This window comes from Bacillus sp. CD3-5, from assembly GCF_006349665.1.
GTDB lineage: Bacteria > Bacillota > Bacilli > Bacillales > Bacillaceae_G > Bacillus_A > Bacillus_A paranthracis.
In genome coordinates this window covers 126,470-150,827 of the sequence record NZ_VEPX01000003.1, presented here as the reverse complement: position 1 = coordinate 150,827, position 24,358 = coordinate 126,470, and the positions used below count along the sequence as shown (strand labels likewise).

Here is a 24,358-nt window from a genome sequence, read left to right as displayed (position 1 = left end):
ACTGCGGGGGAACGCGGTCGTCTTTTTATATCACTGTTAAAACTTCATGTAAAGAGCATATAGTAGGAATATTGTACTTGAGTTGCGAGTTATCCCGATTTAACCATATCCCTTGCATTCCAGCTGCTGTACTACTAATTGCATCTGTCTTTAATCGATCACCAATATAATAGCAATCTTTCATTTCAAAATTCGATTGTAATACAGTTCTTTGAAAAATTTCAGGGTTTGGTTTTGATATGCCAAGTTCACTAGAAGTAAATATATATTTAAAATATTGTAGAATGTTTAGAGTGGTTAACTTTTCGACTTGTTGCTCATAGTCACCATTGCTAATGATACCTAATGTGTGCCCTTCTTGCTGCAAGGCGTGTAATGTATAGTGTACATCTTCAAACGCCGTCCAGTTGTTCTTATATAGTTTTATATATTGATTGAATTTGTGCTGAGATTCTTCGGGTGATAAGTTTACTCCATATGTTTTAAATAAATGATACATTCGCATCCTTTGTTGTTCTTGAAAAGATAATTCCTTGGATAAAAATTTGTTGAAATATGCTTCTGATAATTCATGCCAGACTTCTGTCGCCTCTAATTCATTACCTGAAAAAATAGTACTATATACTTGAAAGAAATCTATAATACCATTTCTTTCAGCAGCCTTATAATCAAGTAAAGTTCCATCAATATCAAAGAAAATCATATGATAATCTCCTTGCTAATAACTATTTAGCGTTTTCCGCAACCTCATATCCTCTTACAAACAATAGCGTCATATAAGAAATAATAAATGAAAAGATACTGTACATGCCAACCCAAAAGAAGAATTTTGGAGTAAAGGCGATAACACCTATTATTAAAAAACTAGCAAACGTTACAATCGGCATGACGTAATACGTTTTCGTCTTGCGGGTTCCAACAACAGAAACGATAAAGATAAGTAACGGACAAATTAATAAGACGAAAATCAATTCATTCATAGTTATGTCCCCTTTTCGAATGGAAGTAATCTGTTTCTCGTAAACGTTTTAAAAAAATACTCTCTTAATATAACTTCGCTAACATGTATATAATCCCTTTTGAAAGTCAGTAATAAATGCTGGATTTCACAATAAAATACGTAAGCAAGAGAAAACTTGCTTACGCTATAGAAGAAACATCGCAACGATCGTGGTGACAAGTAAACCGATAACAACCGGTAAAAAGTTTCGGCGTGCAAGTTCAAATGGATCCACTTTACAAATTGCAGCGGCAGGAATAAGTGCCCAAGGAATTAACGTCCCGCCTCCGGTCCATATGGCAGCAATTTGCCCGAGTGCTGTTAATGTAGCTGTGCCATGCCCAAGTGCTGTTCCGAAAAGATTGGCAATGGAACCAGCAAGTGATATACCAGAAAAGCCAGATCCATCTAAACCTGTTATGACACCAACGATAGTTAATGTTCCCGCCGATACATATTGATTTAAAGGAACTGTTTGAGATAAAGCGATGCCTAAGTCGTTAATGATTCCGTGTGAACCTTTCGGTAAATAGTCCCCGATAATTTTCACAAAGCCGCTATCCCCTAAATAAAAGAGTGCAGCGATTGGAATAACTGGTCCGAAAATTTTAAATCCAAATTGGAGACCTTCTATAAAATAATCGGTCGTTTTATTCAGTCCATTACCTTTATAGGCGATGAGAGAAATGATGATAATCATAATAACAGTCGTCCCGCCGATAAGTGCAGTTGCATCGCTTCCTTGTAGTTTAAATTGAATCATGCAAAGGATATCAATGATATATACGATAGGGATACATATAGCGAGCCATTTCTTTATGTGAGGGGATAATAAAATAGTAGTTTTAGATGGTTCCGTTGATGAAACAGAGTCTTGTAACGATGGTCTTGTATGAAACTCTTTTCGTAAGAAGAAAAAAGCGACAGAAGTTGTCACAACCCCCATAACGATAACGAGTGGAACACTTGCAGAAACAACGCTAGAAACAGGAAGACCAGCAGCGTCTGCAGTTAATTTTGGTGCACCTTGTATAACGAAGTCGCCGGATAAAGCAATCCCATGACCGAATAAGTTCATAGCAATTGCCACTCCAATTGGCGGAAGACCGACACGTACAGCAACCGGTAATAAAATCGCTCCCATTAAGGCAACAGCTGGAGAAGGCCAAAAGAAGAAAGAAATTGTCATCATTAAAAGGCCGATAATCCAGTAGGCGAGGGTAGGGGTACGAATCATCTTTGTAAATGGTGAAATCATCGTATCATTTATGCCGGTATGAACGAGTAAATTGCTCATGGATACGATAATGGAAATGATTAATATAGTTGGTAATAGCTCAGTAATAGCGTAAATAAAACTTTGAAAAATGCCGCTAACGGCAAGAGGGATAGAACTTGTAGCAGTTAATGCTAATAAAAAGATGAAAACGATACAAATAATCGTCGTATCCTTTCGGAAAATAAAAAAGATAATAATAGTGAGTAAACAAATAACATAGAGAGCGTGTAATAGCGTTAATTCAACTCCCATAACATTCACATCCTTAGGCAATCGTGTAGTTTATTGTATGAAAGTAGGGAAAGTATGTGAGTATAAGAAACAGAAAAAAAGTAAAATTTCATGTACTGCAATGGTAAGAATAAAAAATGGATGTTACAATACAATTAATCCTAAAAATGGAATTAAAGGAGGGCTTATGCGCAAAATAATTGGGTTTTGGGGCTTTATCCTCTCTTGTAGTCTATTAATCATTTTAAATATGTTTACAAGCAATGAATGGATCAGTATTATACCTGTTTTTGGGTTTGTACTTATACTTTTATATAACTGGGATGATATGAAACAATATAGCAAGAAAAGTATCGGAATTATGATAGGTATCATCGTTGTTTGTTCATTATTCGTAGGAGTTATTTTAATAGAAGGTCAGAAACAAATGGAGAAAATGTCTATTTTTCAAGAATGGATGTCGTCTGCAAAAAGTCTTTATATTGTAATTGTAGTAGTTATTTTTCTAAGAATTGTTATAAGCATAGCAAGTTACATATTAAAGGAGAAGTAGAATGGGGGAGTACGAATGAGAGAGAAAATAGGTTATTATGGTGTGCTCGTTTGTTTACTATTATCAGTTATTTCAGGGCAATTTTTTAAAAGTGAATGGGTACCAGTTATATTATGTATAGGAGTATTGATTTTTGCACCTATGTATCGCTGGAACGAATGGAAATCATATAGCAGAAAAAAGAAAATTGTTTTCAGCATCGAGTTTGGTATTATAATTAGCACGATTCCATTTTTGTTACTGAAGGGAAATGAAATAATAGATGGAATTGTAATGTTTCAAGGATGGTTATTTTTTGCGAAATTGTTATATTTAACATGCATTTTAATAGTGGTAGCGCTAGTCGTTAAAAAAGTAAATGAAAAGCTATTCGCTAACGAATAGAAAATGCCACCAAATAAGGTGGCATTTTCTCATTTTATTGAATGAGCTTTTTGCATCTTTTTAACTAAGCGAATTTGTCCGCGATGATTGATTTCATCTTCAAATACGTGAAACCACTTAAAGTAGTTATTTGCTGGTTTGTCATACCAAAAGTCTGTCGTTTTAAATAGCCATTCATCAGGTAACGATTGAAAAGTCTCGATCGTTTTCGAACGTACTTCTTGTAATGTGTTTATGTAAAATTCTATAGAGTTTCCTTTTATTTTCTCGCGTCCAAGATCCCCTAACTCAATAGCAGGTAACCAACGTTCTAACTCAGCCTCCGTTGGTTCACGGTCTTCAAAAGTATGAATCTGGTAGTAAAATTCAATAGCGGCCATATGGTACAAAAGCATGCCAATTGAGTTTGCTTCCTCATCATATAAATAATCAAGTTCTTCAATTGTTAAACCTTCCACGGCTTGCATTGTTGTATAGCGAGCGTAATCCATCATGGAAACAAGTTTTGAAAATTCAGGCTGTAAACCATCTATTTTATCAATTACAAAGTTCAATTAAAATTCCCCCTCTTTAAACGATGACTCCAGAGAATGAATTCTATGTGCAACGAAAAACTCCTTTAAAAAAGGCTATGATTTCAACACGGAATAACAATTAGTTCCCGAGTTGATTTTGTAATCACTTCATATCCATCTTTTGTAATGACGATATCGTCTTCAATTCTACAACCGCCCCAGTTCGGTATGTAAATACCTGGTTCAACTGTAACGACCATACCCTCTTCTAAAGTAGCCTTACTTTCTTGGGATAGGCGAAGAGGTTCATGTATTTCTAACCCAAGACCATGACCAGTAGAGTGTCCAAAATATTGGCCATATCCATGCTCAGTAATGTAATCTCTCGTTATATCATCGATACTTTTCGCAGTTTCCCCAGGTTTAATCGCTTCAGTCCCGCGTTTTAATGCTTCCCGTACAACATTGTATATTTTTTTGAATTCTTCTGATGGTTCTCCAATTGCTACAGTACGTGTTATATCGGAACAATATCCGTCGTAAAGTGCACCGAAATCTAATGTAACGACGTCGCCTCGTTCGATTATTTTATTGGATGCAACTCCATGAGGAAGGGAAGAACGGACGCCAGAAGCTACGATGATTTGGAAGGAAGAGGATGTAGCCCCTTTTTTTCGCATGAAAAATTCTAACTCATCTCGTACATCATTTTCACTTATTCCTGGTTTTAGAAAAGTAAGGATGTGGTGAAATGCTTCGTCCGCAATATTAGCTGCGATTTTCATTGTTTCTATTTCATGAGTGTCTTTAATAAGACGAATGTTTTCAATGATTTCACACACTTGAACCATTTCTGTATGTACATATTTTTGTAAGTTTTTATATTGTTGCAATGTCATATTATTTTCTTCAATTCCAAGTTTTTGAATGTTTAATTTTGATACTTGATGTGCAACTTCTTCCTCTAAATTTCCTTTATGCATAATAATTTCAGCATCTTTTATTTGTGATTTCGCTTGATCAACATAGCGAAAATCAGTTATAAAAACTGCTTTATCCGCAGAGAGTAAGACGACGCCAGCGCTACCTGTAAAACCAGTTGCATATTGGCGGTTTTCTTTTTTGGTAATAAGCAATCCGTCAATTTCGTAGTTTTGTAGTTGATTTTGGATTTTATTAATTTTTAAAGTCATGTTATTCCCCCTATTCACAGTATTGAATAAAGCAAAAAGTGTGCCAAGATGTATATTTGAAGAAAGTATGGTAGGGGCAACATATATTTTAGGGGAGGGGAGATAAAAATATTGATTGGAGTTGCACTTGTACGTTATTTACATGTTGTAAAAAAATTTATACAAATGTGAAATGAAACTGTCAAATTTTTTGACAATATGGAATGGATATAGCAACTAAATTGACAACATATAAAAAATGCGTTGCTTATAAGCAACGCATTTTTGTATTTACGCTTTTAATTTCATTACAGTATCAGCATCTGGTGTTACATAAACTGTTTGCTGATTGTCGTACGTAACAAAACCAAGTTTTGCACCACTCGGTTTTTTCACATGGCGTATTTTTGTGAAATCAACAGGTACAGAACTAGACTCTTTTGCTTTACTGTAATAAGCAGCAATTTTGGCAGCTTCTAGTAAAGTTTCTTCAGCAGGTTCTAAAGAACGAATGACAACGTGAGAACCAGGTATATCTTTCGTATGTAACCAAATTTCATCACGACGGGCAAATTTCGTTGTTAAATAATCATTTTGTTTATTGTTTTTACCGACGAAAATCTCTGTGCCATCACTTGCTACATATTTATCTAATACTGGTTTAGTAGGCTTTTTCTTTCCGTTTTTCGTTTTACGATTGCGCATATAACCTTCTTCAGCTAATTCCTCACGAATTTCTTCAATATCTTTTGAAGAAGCAGCTTCCATTTGTTGAAGTAAGCTATCAAAATAAAGAATTTCTTCCTTTGTTTTTTCGATTTGTTCTTCTACAACAACAACGGAATTTTTCGCTTTTTGGTACTTTTGGAAATAGCGTTGTGCATTTTCAGATGGCGTTTTTAAAGGATCTAATGCGATCTTTACAGTTCCACCATTTTCATCATAATAGTTAACGACTTCAATATCTTTATCGCCTTTTTTCAAAGCGTACATATTGGCTGTAAGTAGTTCTCCAAATAGTTGATATTTATCTGCTTTTCCAGCATCTTGTAATGTTTTTTCTAGTTTAATGAGTTTTTTCTCATTTTTATTTTTTTCGTTTTGCATAAAGCGCTCTAAATCATGAGCTTGTTGTTTTACACGGTCACGCTCTGCTTTTCCAAAAAAGAAACGGTCTAGCAATTCACTAACAGATGAGAATGTCTTGTCTTCTCCAGCTAAGTGCGCAAGAGGGAAAAGATAAAAGAATTCTTTCCCATTTGAAGTAGTCATTGTTGGTGAATATGTATGAGTTAATAATGGTTTTTGTATGGAGAAAAATGCGTCAGCTAATGCTTTTTCATTTACCATACCTGCTTTTTTCACTACTTCTTTTGCGAATAACGGTGATATTCCGGTAAAGGTTCCGACTAGCTGTTTATCCATGTTTCCAGATAGAAAGTCTAGCGGTCTAATAAATTCATCATTTGTTTCGATCTGAAGTGGGTTAATTTTATGTTGTGCTGGTGGTGCAATATATTCAGCTCCAGCGTATACAGTTCGATGTCGGTTTACTGCTAAGGAAACGTGTTTTAAGCTATCTAAAATATTGTTTGTTTTTGTGTCTACTAAAATGATGTTACTATGTCGTCCCATAATTTCAATTACTAATGTTTTTAGCGATTCATCACCAATTTCATTTCTGCTACGAACGGTAATTTGAATAATACGCTCTAAATCAATTTGTTTAATTTTTTCAATGAATCCACCTTCTAAATGCTTACGAAGAAGCATACAGAACATTGGCGGAAGTGCAGGTGAATCATAATTTTGATTTGTTAAGTGTAAACGTGCATATGTCGGATGAGCGGAAAGAATCAGTTTTTGATTTTTTCCGTTTGCTCGAATATGTAATAAAATCTCGTATTTTGAAGGTTGATATATTTTTGAAATTCTTCCCGTGTAAAGAGAATTTGCAATTTCATGTGTAATCGCTCTTGTAAATAATCCATCGAATGCCATAAATGAACACTCCTTTCTAACTAAAAGTTAATTATAGCATTTTTTTGGACGAGGCTGAATAAGCTTTCAATAGAGTATGTCTGGAATCAGGAGGTCGATAGCAGGATGAACTGGTATGGAATGCGTGCACATGAAGTGGAAGAAAGAACGAATACGAATGTGAAGGTTGGACTTACAGAGAAAGAAGCAGAAGGGCGAATAAAAAAATTTGGTACAAATGAACTAGATGAAGCAAAAAGGCCTTCTGCACTAATGGTATTTTTGGCGCAATTTAAAGATTTTATGGTGCTTGTTTTGTTTGGTGCAACAATCGTTTCGGCTTTTTTAGGGGAATACATTGATTCTATTGCGATTGTGGCAATTGTTATTATCAATGGTATTCTCGGATTTTTTCAAGAAAGAAAGGCTGAAAAGTCCTTGGAAGCTTTAAAAGAGCTAGCCGCCCCACAAGTAACTGTACTGCGAAATGGAAAGTGGGTAAAGGCACCGTCTAAAGCACTCGTTTTAGGTGATGTTATTAAATTTTCTAGTGGCGATCGTATTGGAGCTGATGTACGTCTTGTTGAGGCGTCGAGTTTATATATTGAAGAATCAGCTTTAACAGGAGAGTCAGTTCCAGTGCAGAAGAAAGTAGAAGCGTTGCAAGGGCAAGATGTTTCAATTGGTGATCAAAAAAATATGGCTTTTATGGGTACGATGATTACACGAGGGTCTGGAACAGGAGTCGTTGTAGCAACGGGTATGAATACAGCGATGGGCCAAATTGCAAATATGTTGCAAAATGCAGAGCAAATGGAAACACCATTGCAAAGAAGATTAGAGCAACTTGGGAAAATATTAATTATTGTGGCTCTTATTTTGACAGCGCTTGTCGTGTTAGCTGGTGTGTATCAAGGGAATGAAGTATATCATATGTTTTTAGCTGGCGTGTCGCTAGCTGTTGCTGCTATTCCAGAAGGGTTACCAGCAATCGTTACAGTAGCTTTATCGCTTGGTGTACAGCGTATGATAAAAAAGAGAGCAATTGTAAGAAAGTTACCAGCAGTAGAAACGTTAGGCTGTGCTTCTGTCATATGCTCTGATAAAACAGGAACGATGACGCAAAACAAAATGATGGTAACACATATGTGGTCAGGTGGAGAATTGTGGAAAGTGACAGGCCAAGGGTATGAACCTAATGGCTCTTTTATGAAAGGTGAAAAAGAAATTAATCCAGCTAAGACGAAATCACTTTATCAACTACTTACATTTGGTTCGCTATGTAATAACGCAAATATTATTCAAAAGAAAAAGGCGTATGTATTAGATGGAGATCCAACTGAGGGGGCGCTTGTAGCTGCAGCAATGAAAGCGGGGATAACGCGTGAGGCGCTGAAAGGGAAATTTGAAATTATTCGTGAATTTCCGTTTGATTCAACTCGAAAAATGATGAGTGTTATTGTACGAGATCGAGAGGGGAAAAAGTTTGTCGTTACGAAGGGAGCACCAGATGTCCTTCTGCAAATGAGTCAAACGATTTTATGGGGGGATAAGCAGCAACCATTAAGTGAGTTGTATAGAAAAGAAGTACAGGCGGCTATTCATAGCTTAGGTAGTCAAGCACTTCGAACAATTGCAGTTGCTTTTAAGCCTTTAAAAGTAACAGACTCAATTGAACATGAAAGAGACGTTGAAAAAGATTTTATGTTAGTTGGAATACAAGGAATGATTGATCCGCCAAGACCAGAAGTAGAGCAGGCAGTAAAAGAGTGCAGAGAAGCTGGTATTCGAACAGTGATGATTACAGGTGATCATAAAGTGACTGCAATGGCGATTGCAGAACAATTAAGCATTTTACCACCAGGTGGACGCGTTGTTGAAGGGGTAGAACTCGCAACTATGGATGTAGAAGAATTAGAAAATGTTGTAGAAGATACGTATGTATTTGCTCGTGTATCACCAGAACATAAATTGAAAATTGTTAAGGCGTTGCAAAATAAAGGACATATAGTGGCGATGACAGGTGATGGAGTAAACGATGCTCCGGCTATAAAAACTGCGGATATTGGGATAGCGATGGGAATTACAGGGACAGATGTTGCAAAAGAAGCTTCATCTCTCGTATTGCTGGACGATAATTTCGCTACGATAAAATCAGCAATTAAAGAAGGTAGAAATATATACGAGAACATACGTAAGTTTATTCGTTATTTATTAGCATCGAACGTTGGAGAAATTTTGGTCATGTTATTTGCCATGTTACTTGCACTACCGCTGCCGATGGTTCCAATTCAAATTTTATGGGTGAATTTAGTTACTGACGGTTTACCGGCGATGGCATTAGGTTTGGATAAGGCCGAGGGAGACGTGATGAAGAGAACGCCGCGTCATCCGAAAGAAGGGGTATTTGCTAGAGGGCTTGCCTGGAAAATTATAAGTCGTGGCTTTCTAATTGGGGCAGTGACGCTAGTAGCATTTATTATTGCGTATAATCAACATCCAAATGAACTGAAATATGCACAAACTGTAGCGTTTGCAACATTGGTACTTGCGCAGCTGATTCATGTATTTGATTGCCGAAGTGAGCATTCTGTTTTCCACCGCAATCCGTTTGGAAATGTGTATTTAGTAGGAGCGGTTATCATTTCATTACTACTCATGCTAGTCGTTATATATTATCCACCGTTACAACCGATTTTTAGCACGATGCCAATACAAGCGAGAGATTGGTTGTTAATTGGAGGTTTATCGTCAATTCCGACCTTCTTATTAGTAGGCTCTTTATTAACAGGGAAAAAGGGGAAGAAGGAAAAGCCAATATTATATAAGAAGGGATTAAACTTGAAATAGTCAATGATATGAAAATGTGATATAATTTACAGAAGGTAGTAGAGCCTTGTCTCTATTACCTTTTTCATTGAGTTATTTCATGGCTTGGATGTGATAAAAAATGATTTGTAGTATGACAGGATTTGGAAGGTCGAAAGTAGAGAGTGATACTTTTCAAATTACAGTAGAAATGAAATCGGTGAACCACCGTTTTCTAGAGATGAGTATTCGACTACCGAAGCAAATGACGGTATTTGAAGACAAAATTCGTAAAATAATTGCACAGCAAGTTCGCCGTGGACGTATTGAAGTGTCTATTAGTATAGCGGGTGAAGGGCTTGTTGAAAGAAAATTAAGTGTGAATTGGTCGCTTCTTGAGCAGTACCAATCAATTATGGAAGATATAAAAGGGAAATTTCAATTACAAGATTCTATTACACTCGAGCAATTAATGGCAATGCCAGAAGTAACAGCGATTGAAGAGGTAGAAAACGTAAATGAACAATTTGAGAACAGTTTATATGAGGCTGTTCGCCAAGCTACTCATATGTTAAAAACGATGAGAGATGGCGAAGGAGAACGATTACATAAAGATATAGCGTATCGCTTACAAGAGATTCATAATTGTGTAAATGCTATTATTCCGCATGCACCAATTGTTACACAAAAATATCGTGAACGATTAGAAAATCGCTTAAAGGAATTACATAATCAAGATCTAGATGAACAAAGATTGCTAACAGAAGTTGCAATCTTTGCTGAGCGTTGTGATATTCACGAAGAGTTAGTTCGTTTGCAAAGTCATTTAGAACAATTCCGTGAAACACTGCAGATTGAAGAGCCTGTTGGAAGGAAAATGGATTTCATCGTGCAAGAGATGCATAGAGAAATTAATACGATTGGTTCTAAGGCAAATGACTTAACAATTTCAAAATATGTTGTAGAAATGAAAAATAACCTTGAAAAAATTCGTGAACAAGTACAAAATATTGAGTAGCTTTCAAAAAATAGATAAAGTTATACGTGGTGGAGAAATCGGATAGACTTACTAGGAGGCGCAAACTATGGCCATGAGGTTTTTAAATATTGGATACGGAAATATTGTATCTGCTCATCGAATTATTGCTATTGTAAGTCCGGAGTCAGCTCCTATTAAACGAACAGTACAGGAAGCACGCGAACATAATGCTTTGCTTGATGCTACGTATGGGAGAAAAACAAGGGCGGTTATTGTTATGGATGATGGGCATGTTGTATTAAGTCCAATTCAGCCAGAGACGATTGCACATCGTTTGAATAATAAAGAAGATTTAAGTGAGGAAGGGTAGGTTTTACATATTTATGAGAAGTAGAAGAGGATTGCTCATCGTTCTTTCAGGACCTTCTGGGGTTGGTAAAGGAACGGTTCGAAAAGAGCTGTTTAGTCATGAGGATACACGTTTTCAGTACTCCATTTCAGTAACGACACGTAAGCCACGTGAAGGTGAAGTGGATGGTGTGGATTATTTCTTTAAAGAGAGAGAAGAATTTGAGGAAATGATTCGTAATGAAAAATTACTTGAGTGGGCTGAGTTCGTAGGTAATTATTACGGAACACCAATTGACTATGTTGAAAAAACATTACAAGAAGGAAAAGATGTATTCTTAGAAATTGAAGTGCAAGGAGCAATTCAAGTTAAGAAAGCTTTCCCAGAAGGTGTATTTATTTTCTTAGCACCTCCAAGTTTATCTGAACTAAAGAACCGAATTGTCGGTCGTGGTACAGAAACTGAAGATGTTATTGAAAATCGTTTAACGGTAGCGAAAGAAGAAATTGATATGATGGACGCTTACGACTACGTTGTAGAAAACGACCAAGTTGAACTAGCTTGTGAAAGAATTAAAGCAATTGTGGTTGGCGAACATTGCCGCCGCGAAAGAGTAGCAAAATATTATAAAGAAATGACGGAGGGTCTATAATTATGTTAAATCCATCAATTGATTCATTATTAACAAAAATCGATTCTAAATATACACTTGTAACAGTGGCTGCAAAACGCGCGCGCGAAATGCAACTTGCTAATAACTGTGTTGTAGAAAAACCAGTTTCTCATAAATGTGTAGGTAAAGCATTAGAAGAAATCGATATGGAAGCGTTAAGCTACGTACCAAGTGAAGATAAAGTAACTGAATAAGACTTTGTCTTCGACAATTTAAAACATAGACTTTATAATTTTCTATGTAACGGTAACAACCTATTTACAAGTAGGTTGTTATTTTTTTACGGTAGGGAAGAAATATTGATACTGATGAGCTGATAATCTTGTTTCAGTATTATAAGTTTGAAAAAGAAAGAGGACGAGCCATATGCTAAAAGGGAAAAAGATACTTTTATGTGTAACAGGAGGCATTGCGGTCTTTAAAGCGGCTGCGTTAACGAGTAAATTGACACAATCTGGTGCTATTGTAAAAGTAATGATGAGTGAGTCGGCAATGAAATTTGTTACACCTCTTACATTCCAAGCGCTTTCTCGCCATGATGTATATACGGATACATTCGATGAGAAAGACTCAGCTGTTATTGCTCATATCGATTTAGCAGATTGGGCAGATGTTGTACTTGTTGCACCTGCTACAGCCAATTGTATTGGAAAGTTAGCTAACGGTATTGCAGATGATATGATTACAACTACTTTGTTAGCTACTACAGCCCCAGTGTGGATTGCACCTGCTATGAATGTGCATATGTATGAAAATAAAATTGTTCAAAAAAATATGATGACGTTAAAAACGTTAGGATATACATTTATTGAGCCTGGAGAAGGTTTTTTAGCGTGTGGTTATGTAGCGAAAGGAAGATTAGAAGAACCTGAAGCGATTATCGCACGGTTAGAAGAGGCTTTTTCAGAACAAAAACCATTGCATGGAAAAAGAATATTAATAACTGCTGGTCCAACACGTGAAAAGATTGATCCAGTTCGTTTTATGACCAATTTTTCTTCTGGAAAAATGGGATATGCGATTGCGGAAGTGGCAGCGAACTTAGGCGCTGATGTTATACTCGTTTCGGGACCGACAGCATTACATCCACCATTACATGTAACTACGGTGCAAGTGGAATCTGCACAAGATATGTTAGAGGCGGTTATTCAACATTATGAAGACGTGGATGTTGTTATTAAAACAGCAGCAGTTGCAGATTATCGCCCGAAATACGTTCATGATAATAAAATGAAAAAGAAAAATGGCGATGCTGTAATTGAACTTGAGAGAACAGTAGATATTTTAAAAACGTTAGGTGAGATGAAAGACAAACAGTTACTTATCGGTTTTGCGGCTGAAACGACAAACGTAGAGGAATATGCAACGAAAAAATTACGTGAGAAAAATGCGAATATGATTGTTGCAAACGACGTAAAGGCGCAAGGAGCTGGATTTGGTACAGATACGAACATTGTAACAATGTATAGAAAAGATGGAGAAGTTATAGAGTTGCCACTTTTAACGAAGAAAGAGGTTGCTCGTGAAATATTAAAGCAAATTGAAATGATGTTAGAAGATGATCGTCTATGAAATTTGCAAGTGTAATTGTTGATGTACCTGCACGTCAGACAGATCGACCATTTGATTATATTATCCCTGAAAAATGGGAAGATATTGTCCAGACAGGCATGCGTGTAGTAGTTCCGTTTGGCCCAAGGAAATTGCAAGGTTTTATTATTGGGATTAAAGATTCGGTTGAAGTAGAAAGTAAGAAGTTAAAGACAATTCATGAAATTTTAGATGTAACACCCGTTTTAAATGAAGAGTTGTTAAAGCTAGGGTATTGGCTTACAAGTGAAACGTTATGTTATATGATTTCAGCTTTTCAAGTTATGCTTCCAACGGCGATAAAAGCAACATATAAAAAACGTCTACAACTTCGTAAACAAGAAGAAGTAGCACCTGAACTACTGTTTTTATTTCAGGACAAAGAAGCGATAGATTGGGAAGCGATTGAGACGCAGCCACAGCTATACCGCACGATTCAACAAGAAATTAAACATGGTACGATTGAAGTTGTTTATCAAGTAAAAGATAAAGTACAAAAGAAGAAACAAAGAGTCGTTCAACCGGAGTTGCCAGAAGATAAATTAGAATTAGCAGCATTTGAACTGAAAAGTAAAAAACAACAAGATGTCCTCTATTATTTTGTGGAAAATTATAAAAGTGTACCGTTGAAAGTAATAACAGAAGAGTTACAAATAACAGATGCTCCAATTAAAGCACTTGTTAAAAAGGGACTACTCTCAGAAAAGTATGTGGAAGTGTACCGAAATCCGTATGACGATGACGATTTTGAACAAACGAAACCATTCCCACTTACTGAGGAACAAAAGCAAGTTATTACACCGATTTTATCATCAATTACAAATGAAACTTACAATCCATTTTTACTATATGGTGTTACAGGAAGCGGAAAAACAGAAGTATATTTACAATCTATAGCAGCGGTGCTCGAGAAAGGAAAAGAAGCTATTGTACTTGTTCCTGAAATTGCACTAACGCCTCAGATGGTAGATCGTTTTAAAGGTAGATTTGGCTCACAAGTTGCAGTTCTTCATAGTGCGCTGTCTGTTGGAGAAAAATATGATGAATGGCGTAAGATTTTAAGAAAAGAAGTGAAAGTCGTAGTTGGTGCACGTTCAGCTGTATTTGCTCCTTTTGAAAATTTAGGGATTATTATTATTGATGAGGAACATGAATCGAGCTACAAGCAAGAAGATAATCCGAGGTATCATGCAAGGGATGTAGCTGTGTGGAGAGGACAATATCATAAATGCCCTATCGTTCTTGGTAGTGCAACACCGACGCTTGAATCGTTTGCAAGAGCGAAAAAAGGTGTGTATGAATTACTGACGATGGAAAAACGTATGAACGAACAAGCTTTACCGACAGTAGAGATTGTTGATATGCGTGAAGAACTTCGTGACGGGAATCGCTCCATGTTTTCAAAGGCACTGCATGAAAAAATAGCAGATCGGTTAGAAAAGAAAGAACAAATGGTGCTCTTTTTAAATAGAAGAGGTCATTCTACATTTGTTATGTGCCGTGATTGCGGGTATGTTGTACAATGTCCGCATTGTGATATCTCGCTGACATATCATAAAATGAATCATCGTTTAAAATGCCATTATTGCAGTTACGAAGAAAATATGCCGACTGCGTGTCCTGCTTGTCAAAGTACATACATTCGTTTCTTTGGTACAGGTACGCAAAAGGTCGAAGAAGAAATTACAAAACTATTTCCAGAGGCACGAGTCATTCGAATGGATGTAGATACGACGAGTCGTAAAGGGATGCATGAGAAATTATTAAAGGCGTTCGGGGAAGAAAAAGCAGATATATTACTTGGAACACAAATGATTGCAAAAGGGTTAGATTTTCCGAAAGTAACGCTTGTTGGTGTTTTAACTGCTGATACGATGCTTCATTTACCTGATTTCCGGGCGAGTGAAAAGACTTATCAGTTATTGACGCAAGTAAGTGGACGAGCAGGCCGACATGAATTGCCAGGGGAAGTTATCATTCAAACGTATACGCCAGAACATTATAGTATAGAGTTAGCAAAGAACCAACAATATGATGTGTTTTTTGATCAAGAAATGCAAATGAGGCGAACGAGACAATACCCACCTTATTACTATGTTGTACTTGTGACGGTATCTCATCCAGAATTATTAAAGGCAGTACAAGTGACGGAAAAAATTGTCGGTCATTTACGGACGCACTGTTCGCAGCAAACGATGGTGTTAGGACCGGTTGCTTCAGCAATTCCAAGGATAAAAGATAGATATCGTTATCAATGCATGATAAAATACAAACGGGAACCAAACTTAAAGAACGTGCTCAAAATGGTAAATGAACATTATCAAGCAGAAATGCAAAAAGAGCTACAAATCTCAATTGATTTTAATCCAACAATGTTAATGTAGCGGAGGGAAATATGGCAGTTTTAGAAATAGTAAAGCATCCAAATGAAGTGTTAGAAACACCGTGTGAAAGAGTAATTAACTTTGATAAAAAGTTAGTGAAATTGTTGAAAGATATGCATGAAACAATGTTAATTGCGGACGGAGTCGGTTTAGCTGCGCCTCAAGTAGGGGTAAGCTTGCAAGTGGCGGTAGTTGATATCGGTGATGATACTGGGAAAATTGAGTTAATCAATCCATCGATATTAGAAAAACGTGGTGAACAAGTAGGTCCCGAAGGCTGTTTAAGCTTCCCGGGACTTTATGGTGAAGTGGAACGTGCGGATTATATTAAAGTGCGTGCGCAAAATCGTCGAGGCAAAGTATTTTTACTAGAAGCAGAAGGGTTTTTAGCGCGTGCAATTCAACATGAAATCGATCATTTACACGGTGTGTTATTTACATCGAAAGTGACAAGATATTATGAGGAAAACGAATTAGAATAGGTATTAAAAGGAGCGGTTTTTAAATGATAAAAGTAGTATTTATGGGAACACCGGACTTTTCAGTGCCGGTGCTTCGTCGTCTTATTGAAGATGGCTATGATGTAATAGGTGTTGTGACGCAACCAGATCGTCCGGTAGGCAGAAAGAAAGTATTAACACCTACACCTGTTAAAGTGGAAGCAGAAAAACATGGTATTCCAGTGTTACAACCGTTAAGAATCCGTGAAAAAGACGAATATGAAAAAGTATTGGCATTAGAGCCGGATTTAATTGTAACAGCTGCGTTCGGTCAAATTGTACCAAATGAAATTTTAGAAGCACCAAAGTATGGATGTATTAACGTCCACGCTTCTTTACTTCCTGAACTTCGTGGTGGTGCACCAATCCATTATGCAATTATGGAAGGGAAAGAAAAAACAGGTATTACAATTATGTATATGGTAGAAAAATTGGATGCTGGTGATATTTTAACGCAAGTAGAAGTGGAAATTGAAGAGCGTGAAACGACAGGCTCGTTATTTGATAAGTTAAGTGAAGCAGGGGCACATCTTTTATCTAAAACAGTACCTTTACTAATTCAAGGTAAGTTAGAACCAATTAAACAAAACGAGGAAGAAGTAACGTTTGCATATAATATAAAACGTGAGCAAGAGAAAATTGATTGGACAAAAACAGGTGAAGAAGTATACAATCACATTCGCGGATTGAATCCATGGCCAGTTGCTTATACAACTTTAGCAGGACAAGTTGTTAAAGTATGGTGGGGAGAAAAAGTACCTGTAACGAAATCAGCTGAAGCAGGTACGATTGTTGCGATCGAAGAAGATGGTTTCGTTGTAGCAACTGGTAATGAAACGGGTGTTAAAATTACAGAATTACAACCTTCTGGTAAAAAGCGTATGAGTTGTGAGCAATTTTTACGTGGCACAAAACCTGAAATTGGAACGAAGTTAGGAGAAAATGCATGAGACAAAATGTTCGTGAATTAGCTCTTGATGGTTTAATTCAAGTAGAAAAAAGTGGTGCATACAGTAACTTACTTTTAAATAATCTAATTGAAAAAAGTACAATTGATAGAAAAGATATTGGTTTATTAACTGAAATTGTATATGGAACAATTCAACGTCGTGATACATTAGATTATTATTTACAACCTTTTTTAAAAAAGAAGGTTGAGGCATGGGTAAGGGTATTGCTTCGTTTATCGTTATATCAGATGATCTATTTAGACCGAGTACCAGAAAGAGCGGCTATTCATGAAGCCGTTGAGATTGCAAAGCGCCGTGGGCATAAAGGAATTGCTGGTATGGTGAACGGTGTATTACGTTCGATTCAAAGAGAAGGTGTACCTTCTGTAGATGAAATCAAAGATCCGGTAGAACGCTTGGCAACTGCAACAAGTCATCCAGTTTGGCTTGTCCAAGAATGGGCTTCAGAATATGGTTTAGAAACTGCTGAGAAAATGTGTGAAGTGAACATGTTACCGCCTGTACCAACAGCGCGTGTAAATGTTGATAAAATAACAGTAGAAGAAGCAATTACATTATTAGCTAGTGAAGGTATAGAAGCGAAGCGTGGCGATTTATCAGATGATGCAATTCAAATTGAAAGAGGGAATGTAGCGCACACAGATGCGTTTAAAAAAGGTTTTCTTTCTATTCAAGATGAAAGTTCTATGCTGGTAGCACGTGCCTTAGAACCAGATGAGGGAGATGTAGTTCTTGATAGTTGTGCTGCTCCAGGTGGAAAAACAACGCATATTGCAGAGCGATTAAAAGGAACTGGTCAAGTCATGTCCCTTGATTTACATGCACACAAAGTACGTTTAATTAAACAACAAGCAGAGCGACTTGGTCTAGGAAATGTCGAAACTAAGGCATTAGATGCTAGAAAAGTACAAGAACACTTTGCAAATGAAACGTTTGATAAAATATTAGTAGATGCCCCATGTTCTGGATTTGGTGTAATTAGACGTAAGCCTGATATTAAGTTAGGTAAAGATAAAGGCGATAGTGAAAGACTATCGACGATTCAACTTGCAATACTAGAAAAAATCGCACCGTTATTAAAACAAGGTGGTCGCCTTGTTTATAGTACGTGTACAATTGAGAAAATAGAAAATGAACAAGTAATAGAACGATTTTTACAAGAGCATCCTGAGTTCGAGTGGGATACTACGATAAAAGAGCGTATGCCAGAAAAGTTAAGTCCGTATATTGATGAAGGTCAAGTACAAATTTTACCGCATTATTTTGCAACAGATGGCTTTTATATTGCTTGTTTAAGGAAGAAGGTGTAGCATCGTGGAAACGACTGTGAGAAAACAAAAGAAAAATTTAGAAACGAAAAAACCATCAATTTACTCTTTACAACTTCATGAAATGCAAGATTGGTTAAAGGAGCAAGGAGAACCAAAGTTCCGTGCTGGACAAATTTTTGATTGGTTATATAAAAAACGTGTAAAAAATTATGAGGATATGTCAAACCTTTCTAAAGGATTGCGTGAAAAATTGTCGAATTCCTTTGATATTACTACTTTAAATACGTTAGTAAAACAAACGTCTTCGGATGGAACAATTAAATTCTTATTCCAATTATATGATGGATATTCTATTGAAACGGTATTAATGCGACATGAATATGGAAATTCCATTTGTGTAACAACACAAGTAGGTTGTCGTATTGGGTGTACGTTCTGTGCTTCAACGCTTGGCGGTTTAAAGCGAAACTTAGAAGCTGGAGAAATTGTAGCACAAGTAGTAGAAGTGCAACGTGCACTTGATGAATCAGAAGAACGTGTAAGTTCTCTTGTCGTTATGGGAATTGGAGAACCATTTGATAACTATGATAATTTAATGGGATTCTTACGCATCATTAATCATGAAAAAGGACTTCATATTGGTGCGAGACATATGACAGTTTCGACAAGTGGAATCATCCCGAAAATTTATAAGTTCGCTGAAGAAGATTTACAAATTAATTTTGCGATTTCACTGCATGCTCCAAACTCAGAATTACGTTCAAAATTAATGCCGATTAACCGTGCTTATAAGCTACCAGATTTGATGGAAGCTATTAAATACTATGTAAATAGAACAGGGCGTCGTATTACTTTTGAATATGGACTATTTGGAGGCGAAAATGACCAAGTTGAGCACGCTGAAGAGCTTGCTGCGCTCTTGAAAGGTGTAAAATGTCATGTGAACTTAATTCCGGTAAACTATGTACCTGAACGTGATTATGTACGTACGCCACGTGAACAAATTTTCTTATTTGAAAAAACGTTAAAAGATCGTGGAGTAAATGTAACGATTCGCCGTGAACAAGGTCATGATATTGATGCAGCCTGCGGTCAGTTGCGTGCGAAGGAGCGCAAAGAAGAGACGAGGTGACGAGATGAAAGCCGTGTTTCTATCAGATAAAGGAAAAGTTCGTCAACATAATGAAGATAGTGCAGGAGTTTTTCACAATTTAGATGGAAATATTTTAGCGGTAGTAGCAGATGGAATGGGAGGTCATCGAGCTGGTGATGTAGCTAGCTCGATGACCATTCAATTATTCCATGATTATTGGAAGCAAACGCATAATATGAACGAGCCAAAAAAAGTAGAAGAGTGGTTACATACTAGCGTGGGGATTATTAATGAGCGTATATATGAATACTCTAAGCAACATGTAGAATGTAATGGTATGGGAACAACACTTATAATAGCGATTTGTACACCAAATTTTGTGACGATAGGTCATATAGGAGATAGTCGTTGTTATATGGTATCAGAGGGGGAAATCTCGCTTGTAACGGAAGATCACTCACTTGTTAATGAACTTGTGAGACATGGTGAAATTTCAAAAGAAGACGCAGAATATCACCCGAAAAAGAATGTTTTGTTAAGGGCATTAGGAACAGAAGAGAAAGTCGGATTAGATGTGAAAACATTAGTGCTAGAGGAAGATGATCAGTTACTTCTTTGCTCTGATGGACTATCTAACAAAGTTTCTATTGCTGATATGCAACAAGTTTTACAGTTAAATGAACAGCTAGAAACTAAGGGACAACGTCTCATTCAATTGGCGAATGATCGTGGCGGGGAAGATAATATCACCCTTGTTCTCATTGATTATGCGGGTTCGACAAACGAAAGTAGGTGAAGTGCAACGTGCTGATTGGAAAACGCTTAAATGACCGTTATAAGCTACTGAAAATGATTGGTGGCGGTGGAATGGCCAATGTTTATTTAGCTCATGATGATATACTAGGCCGAGATGTAGCGGTGAAAATATTAAGACTCGACTATTCAAATAACGAAGAGTTTATTAAACGTTTCCATCGAGAAGCGCAGTCTGTTACAACGTTGTCGCATCCAAATATTGTGAATATGTATGATGTCGGAGAAGAAGATGGTATATATTATCTTGTAATGGAGTATGTACCAGGACAAACATTGAAGCAATACATAATTGAGCAAGGAATGTTACCGATAGGAGAAGCTCTTGATATTATGGAGCAGTTAACATCCGCCATGGCACACGCCCATCATTTTGAAATTGTGCACCGCGATATTAAACCGCACAATATTTTAATTCGAGCTGATGGAGTAATAAAAGTAACAGATTTTGGAATTGCGACAGCTACAAGTGCAACAACAATTACACATACAAATTCAGTACTCGGTTCGGTGCATTATTTATCACCAGAACAAGCACGTGGCGGGATAGCAAATAAACAATCAGATATTTATTCCCTAGGGATTGTTATGTTTGAGTTGTTAACAGGAAGACAACCATTTTCTGGCGAATCTGCTGTTGCTATAGCTTTAAAACATTTACAAAGTGAAATTCCGTCTCCAAAAAGATGGAATGAAAGTATTCCGCAAAGTGTCGAAAATATTATATTAAAGGCAACTGCGAAAGATCCGTTTCATCGATATCAATCTGCTAATGCGATGAAACGAGATATTGAAACTGCGCTATATCCAGAGAGGATAAATGAGCAGCCATTTTACATACCGGAAGATATGGAAGCGACAAAAGCGATTCCGGTTATTCAACAGGAACAATTATTCGAAAATGTAACTGATGAAACAATTGTTTTACAAGGAAGTAAAGTGGATGAACAGATAAGAAAAGAAGAAACGGATTTAAGTAAGAAGAAAAAACGAAGTAATAAATGGCTCAAAGTTTTAATTATAACATTTTTACTTTTAGCGATCGGAATAACGTTAGCCCTTACTGTTATTCCAGGATTCTTTATTCCAAAAGATGTAAAAGTCCCTGATGTGGCTGGTATGAAATATACGACCGCAGTAAATACATTAGTTGAAAAGGGTTTTGAGGTTACGGAACCTAATATTGTATATACAGATGATGTTGAAACCGGTGATGTTATAAAAACAGACCCTGTGGCAGGAAGAGTCGTGAAAGAAAACTCTAAAATTACTATCTATCAATCAGGTGGGAAAAAGAAAAGTAAGATGATTGATTTCACAGGAAAAGATTTAGAGAGTATAAGAACAGAGTTAGAAGAGAAATATAAACAAGTTACAGTATATTATATTGAAGATGATAGGCCAAAAGGTGCAATCGTAGAGCAATTTCCGACGTCTGACCAAATGGTGGTAGAGGCCGAGCAAGAACTGAAAATCTGGGTGAGTAAAGGTCCTTATCAAATTAGACCGGGTGATTTTTCAAGGTGGACTGAAAATAGTGTAACTGGTTATCTGAATGAGAGAAAACTAACTCCAGATATAAAACGAGAGTATTCCGATACTGTTGATAAAGGACTTGTAATTTCGCAATCTCCAAAACCGGGAACGCCGTTAAAAGAAGGGGATAAAGTGACGATTATCATCTCAGAGGGCCCTAAGCCGAAAGTAACGAAAACCGTGAAAGTGGATAATATTTCTATTCCGTATGAGTCTTCTATAATAGGTGAGAAAAAACCGCAAACGATAGAAATTTATAAAGAAGATATGCAACAAAAAATGGATAGACCAATTGAAACTAGAACAATTTCAGAGTCGGCAACTATTTCATTAGAATTTGTAATTCAAGAAGGTACAAAAGGACATTATAAAATTGTACGAGATGGTGTAACGATTATCGACAAAGAAGTACCATACCCAACTCAATAATAATGAATTCCATTTTATCTCCAAAGAGAATGGAATGTATTACTTCTGCCTGTTATGCTGTCTACATATAGTGGACTGTATAACAGGCAAAAATATATGATTCAAAAAGATATAAAAGTGATACTGTTATAAATAATATTTTAAATTTGATGGTAGATTAAATATATTAATGTGTATATATGACGGGTTTTGAAATCTTTATTTAAAGAATGATAATCCATTCAATATGAATTCCAGCTTCACTTTATACAGAATAAAGGAGAATTATATGCCAGAAGGAAAAATTGTAAAAGCTCTAAGTGGATTTTATTATGTGCAGCATGAAGAAGGGATTACACAATGTCGCGGGCGTGGTGTGTTTAGAAAAAATAAAATTACACCACTGGTAGGAGACCAAGTTGTTTTTCAGGCTGATAATCCAAGTGAAGGATACGTACTTGAAGTATTTGATCGAAAAAATGAACTTGTTAGGCCTCCTATTGCTAATGTTGATCAAGCAATTCTTGTTTTTTCAGCAGTAGAACCAGATTTTAATCCGGGGCTGTTAGATCGATTTTTAGTGCTGATTGAATATCATAACATTAAGCCGATTATTTGCATTAGTAAGATGGATTTAGTTGATGAAAAAATGAGAGAAACTGTTGAATCTTATGCAAATGACTATCGTGAGATGGGATATGATGTATTATTTACTTCTATAAATACATCGGAAAGTATTGATATTTTAAAACCGTTCTTAGAAGGTTGTGTTTCCGTTGTTGCGGGGCAATCTGGTGTTGGAAAATCTTCTATGCTTAACGTCTTACGTCCAGAATTAGAACTGAAAACGAATGATATTTCCTCACATTTAGGACGCGGGAAACATACGACAAGACACGTAGAATTAATTGCGATTGGAAGCGGACTAGTTGCAGATACACCTGGTTTTAGTTCACTCGATTTCATAGATATAGAGGTAGAAGATCTTACATATTGTTTTCCAGAGTTGAAAGAAGCGAGCCAATACTGTAAATTTAGAGGGTGTACACATCTTTCTGAACCGAAATGCGCTGTGAAGGCTGCGGTTGAAGAGGGGAAGATTACAGAATATCGTTATAAGAATTACAAACAATTTGTAGAAGAAATTAGAGAGAGAAAGCCGAGGTATTAGTTATGATTAAAATTGCACCATCGATCTTATCAGCAGATTTTTCAAAATTAGGGGAAGAGATTAAAGATGTAGAAAAAGGCGGAGCGGATTACATTCACGTCGATGTAATGGATGGACATTTCGTACCAAATATTACGATTGGACCATTAATTGTAGAAGCAATTCGTCCGATCACATCGTTACCGTTAGATGTACATTTAATGATTGAAAATCCTGATAACTATATCCCGACTTTCGCAAAAGCGGGAGCGGATATTATTACTGTTCATGTAGAGGCGTGCCCTCATTTACATCGTACAATTCAGTTAATTAAATCTCATGGCATTAAAGCAGGAGTTGTATTAAATCCGCATACGCCAGTTTCAGTGATTGAGCATGTATTAGAAGATATTGATATGGTATTACTTATGACAGTAAACCCTGGATTTGGTGGGCAGAAATTTATTCATTCTGTATTACCGAAAATTAAACAAGTTGCAGAAATGGTTAAAGAGCGCAATCTAGAAGTAGAAATTGAAGTTGATGGTGGTGTAAACGCTGAAACAGCAAGACTTTGTGTAGAAGCAGGAGCAAATGTACTTGTAGCTGGGTCAGCGGTATACAATCAAAAAGACCGCGGTGAAGCAATTCGTGTCATTCGTGGATAATGAATGAACGAGTCTTTATCCCAGTGAATCTTCTAGTGTAGTAAGTTTTCA

23 protein-coding genes are annotated in these 24,358 nt (G+C 36.5%); 17 read left to right on the top strand and 6 right to left on the bottom strand.

Annotation, left to right across the window (positions count from 1 at the left end; translation table 11 throughout):
• Positions 1-25: 25 nt before the first annotated feature.
• From FH036_RS08160 to FH036_RS08150, 3 genes are all read right to left on the bottom strand, one after another.
• The gene (locus FH036_RS08160) at positions 26-703 is read right to left on the bottom strand and encodes an HAD family hydrolase (protein ID WP_070806758.1); all 678 of its coding nucleotides are present in this window, start codon (positions 701-703) and stop codon (positions 26-28) included.
• Between the two features lie 22 nt (positions 704-725).
• Positions 726-980 (bottom strand): YbeF family protein, encoded by a 255-nt coding sequence (locus FH036_RS08155; RefSeq protein WP_001003945.1) that lies wholly within the window; start codon positions 978-980, stop codon positions 726-728.
• A 165-nt stretch (positions 981-1,145) separates the two neighbouring features.
• On the bottom strand, positions 1,146-2,531 hold the full coding sequence (locus FH036_RS08150) for a hypothetical protein (RefSeq protein ID WP_000537895.1): 1,386 nt from the start codon (positions 2,529-2,531) through the stop codon (positions 1,146-1,148).
• Between the two features lie 166 nt (positions 2,532-2,697).
• Between FH036_RS08150 and FH036_RS08145 the strand changes: the two genes are divergently transcribed.
• Complete coding sequence (locus tag FH036_RS08145; RefSeq protein ID WP_001226109.1) at positions 2,698-3,063, top strand: YoqO family protein; 366 nt, start codon at positions 2,698-2,700, stop codon at positions 3,061-3,063.
• Positions 3,064-3,078: 15 nt separating this feature from the next.
• Positions 3,079-3,447 (top strand): YoqO family protein, encoded by a 369-nt coding sequence (locus FH036_RS08140; protein WP_001208254.1) that lies wholly within the window; start codon positions 3,079-3,081, stop codon positions 3,445-3,447.
• Between the two features lie 29 nt (positions 3,448-3,476).
• Here the strand turns inward: FH036_RS08140 and FH036_RS08135 are convergent, their stop codons facing one another.
• The 3 genes from FH036_RS08135 to FH036_RS08125 form a co-directional block, all read right to left on the bottom strand.
• Positions 3,477-4,001 (bottom strand): DinB family protein, encoded by a 525-nt coding sequence (locus FH036_RS08135; protein WP_001012034.1) that lies wholly within the window; start codon positions 3,999-4,001, stop codon positions 3,477-3,479.
• An 83-nt stretch (positions 4,002-4,084) separates the two neighbouring features.
• A complete protein-coding gene (locus tag FH036_RS08130; RefSeq protein WP_139895608.1) occupies positions 4,085-5,155 on the bottom strand; it encodes a M24 family metallopeptidase in 1,071 nt (356 codons plus the stop codon).
• A gap of 270 nt (positions 5,156-5,425) precedes the next feature.
• Positions 5,426-7,135, bottom strand: coding sequence for an Rqc2 family fibronectin-binding protein (locus tag FH036_RS08125; RefSeq protein WP_139895607.1), 1,710 nt, complete (start codon positions 7,133-7,135; stop codon positions 5,426-5,428).
• Positions 7,136-7,240: 105 nt separating this feature from the next.
• On the opposite strand from FH036_RS08125, the gene FH036_RS08120 reads away from it, so the two are divergent.
• The 15 genes from FH036_RS08120 to rpe all read left to right on the top strand — a co-directional run bounded on the left by FH036_RS08120 (position 7,241) and on the right by rpe (position 24,307).
• Positions 7,241-9,964 (top strand): calcium-translocating P-type ATPase, SERCA-type, encoded by a 2,724-nt coding sequence (locus tag FH036_RS08120; protein WP_001104746.1) that lies wholly within the window; start codon positions 7,241-7,243, stop codon positions 9,962-9,964.
• A gap of 100 nt (positions 9,965-10,064) precedes the next feature.
• Positions 10,065-10,940, top strand: a complete 876-nt coding sequence (locus FH036_RS08115) for a YicC/YloC family endoribonuclease (RefSeq protein ID WP_000564126.1) — start codon at positions 10,065-10,067, stop codon at positions 10,938-10,940.
• A gap of 67 nt (positions 10,941-11,007) precedes the next feature.
• The gene (gene remA, locus FH036_RS08110) at positions 11,008-11,271 is read left to right on the top strand and encodes an extracellular matrix/biofilm regulator RemA (protein WP_001251456.1); all 264 of its coding nucleotides are present in this window, start codon (positions 11,008-11,010) and stop codon (positions 11,269-11,271) included.
• Between the two features lie 13 nt (positions 11,272-11,284).
• Positions 11,285-11,902, top strand: coding sequence for a guanylate kinase (gene gmk, locus FH036_RS08105; protein WP_001257738.1), 618 nt, complete (start codon positions 11,285-11,287; stop codon positions 11,900-11,902).
• A 2-nt stretch (positions 11,903-11,904) separates the two neighbouring features.
• The gene (gene rpoZ, locus FH036_RS08100) at positions 11,905-12,117 is read left to right on the top strand and encodes a DNA-directed RNA polymerase subunit omega (protein ID WP_000933970.1); all 213 of its coding nucleotides are present in this window, start codon (positions 11,905-11,907) and stop codon (positions 12,115-12,117) included.
• Between the two features lie 172 nt (positions 12,118-12,289).
• On the top strand, positions 12,290-13,495 hold the full coding sequence (gene coaBC / locus FH036_RS08095; RefSeq protein ID WP_000911756.1) for a bifunctional phosphopantothenoylcysteine decarboxylase/phosphopantothenate--cysteine ligase CoaBC: 1,206 nt from the start codon (positions 12,290-12,292) through the stop codon (positions 13,493-13,495).
• A complete protein-coding gene (gene priA, locus FH036_RS08090; protein ID WP_070806756.1) occupies positions 13,492-15,897 on the top strand; it encodes a primosomal protein N' in 2,406 nt (801 codons plus the stop codon). Before coaBC ends, priA begins: the two co-directional genes overlap by 4 nt.
• An 11-nt stretch (positions 15,898-15,908) precedes the next feature.
• Entirely contained in the window at positions 15,909-16,379 is a 471-nt protein-coding gene (gene def, locus FH036_RS08085; RefSeq protein ID WP_000279468.1) for a peptide deformylase, read from the top strand.
• A gap of 23 nt (positions 16,380-16,402) precedes the next feature.
• Complete coding sequence (fmt, locus tag FH036_RS08080; RefSeq protein ID WP_000598789.1) at positions 16,403-17,347, top strand: methionyl-tRNA formyltransferase; 945 nt, start codon at positions 16,403-16,405, stop codon at positions 17,345-17,347.
• Positions 17,344-18,678: a 16S rRNA (cytosine(967)-C(5))-methyltransferase RsmB gene (rsmB, locus tag FH036_RS08075; protein WP_001249687.1), complete on the top strand. Its 1,335-nt coding sequence runs from the start codon at positions 17,344-17,346 to the stop codon at positions 18,676-18,678. Before fmt ends, rsmB begins: the two co-directional genes overlap by 4 nt.
• Positions 18,679-18,682: 4 nt before the next feature.
• Complete coding sequence (gene rlmN / locus FH036_RS08070) at positions 18,683-19,771, top strand: dual-specificity RNA methyltransferase RlmN (protein WP_000450543.1); 1,089 nt, start codon at positions 18,683-18,685, stop codon at positions 19,769-19,771.
• A 4-nt stretch (positions 19,772-19,775) separates the two neighbouring features.
• Positions 19,776-20,528, top strand: a complete 753-nt coding sequence (locus FH036_RS08065) for a Stp1/IreP family PP2C-type Ser/Thr phosphatase (protein WP_000648696.1) — start codon at positions 19,776-19,778, stop codon at positions 20,526-20,528.
• 8 nt (positions 20,529-20,536) lie between these two features.
• A complete protein-coding gene (prkC, locus tag FH036_RS08060) occupies positions 20,537-22,510 on the top strand; it encodes a serine/threonine protein kinase PrkC (protein ID WP_138321233.1) in 1,974 nt (657 codons plus the stop codon).
• Positions 22,511-22,778: 268 nt separating this feature from the next.
• Positions 22,779-23,660, top strand: coding sequence for a ribosome small subunit-dependent GTPase A (gene rsgA, locus FH036_RS08055; RefSeq protein WP_001113936.1), 882 nt, complete (start codon positions 22,779-22,781; stop codon positions 23,658-23,660).
• 2 nt (positions 23,661-23,662) lie between these two features.
• Positions 23,663-24,307: a ribulose-phosphate 3-epimerase gene (gene rpe / locus FH036_RS08050; protein ID WP_000589966.1), complete on the top strand. Its 645-nt coding sequence runs from the start codon at positions 23,663-23,665 to the stop codon at positions 24,305-24,307.
• Positions 24,308-24,358: the final 51 nt, after the last annotated feature.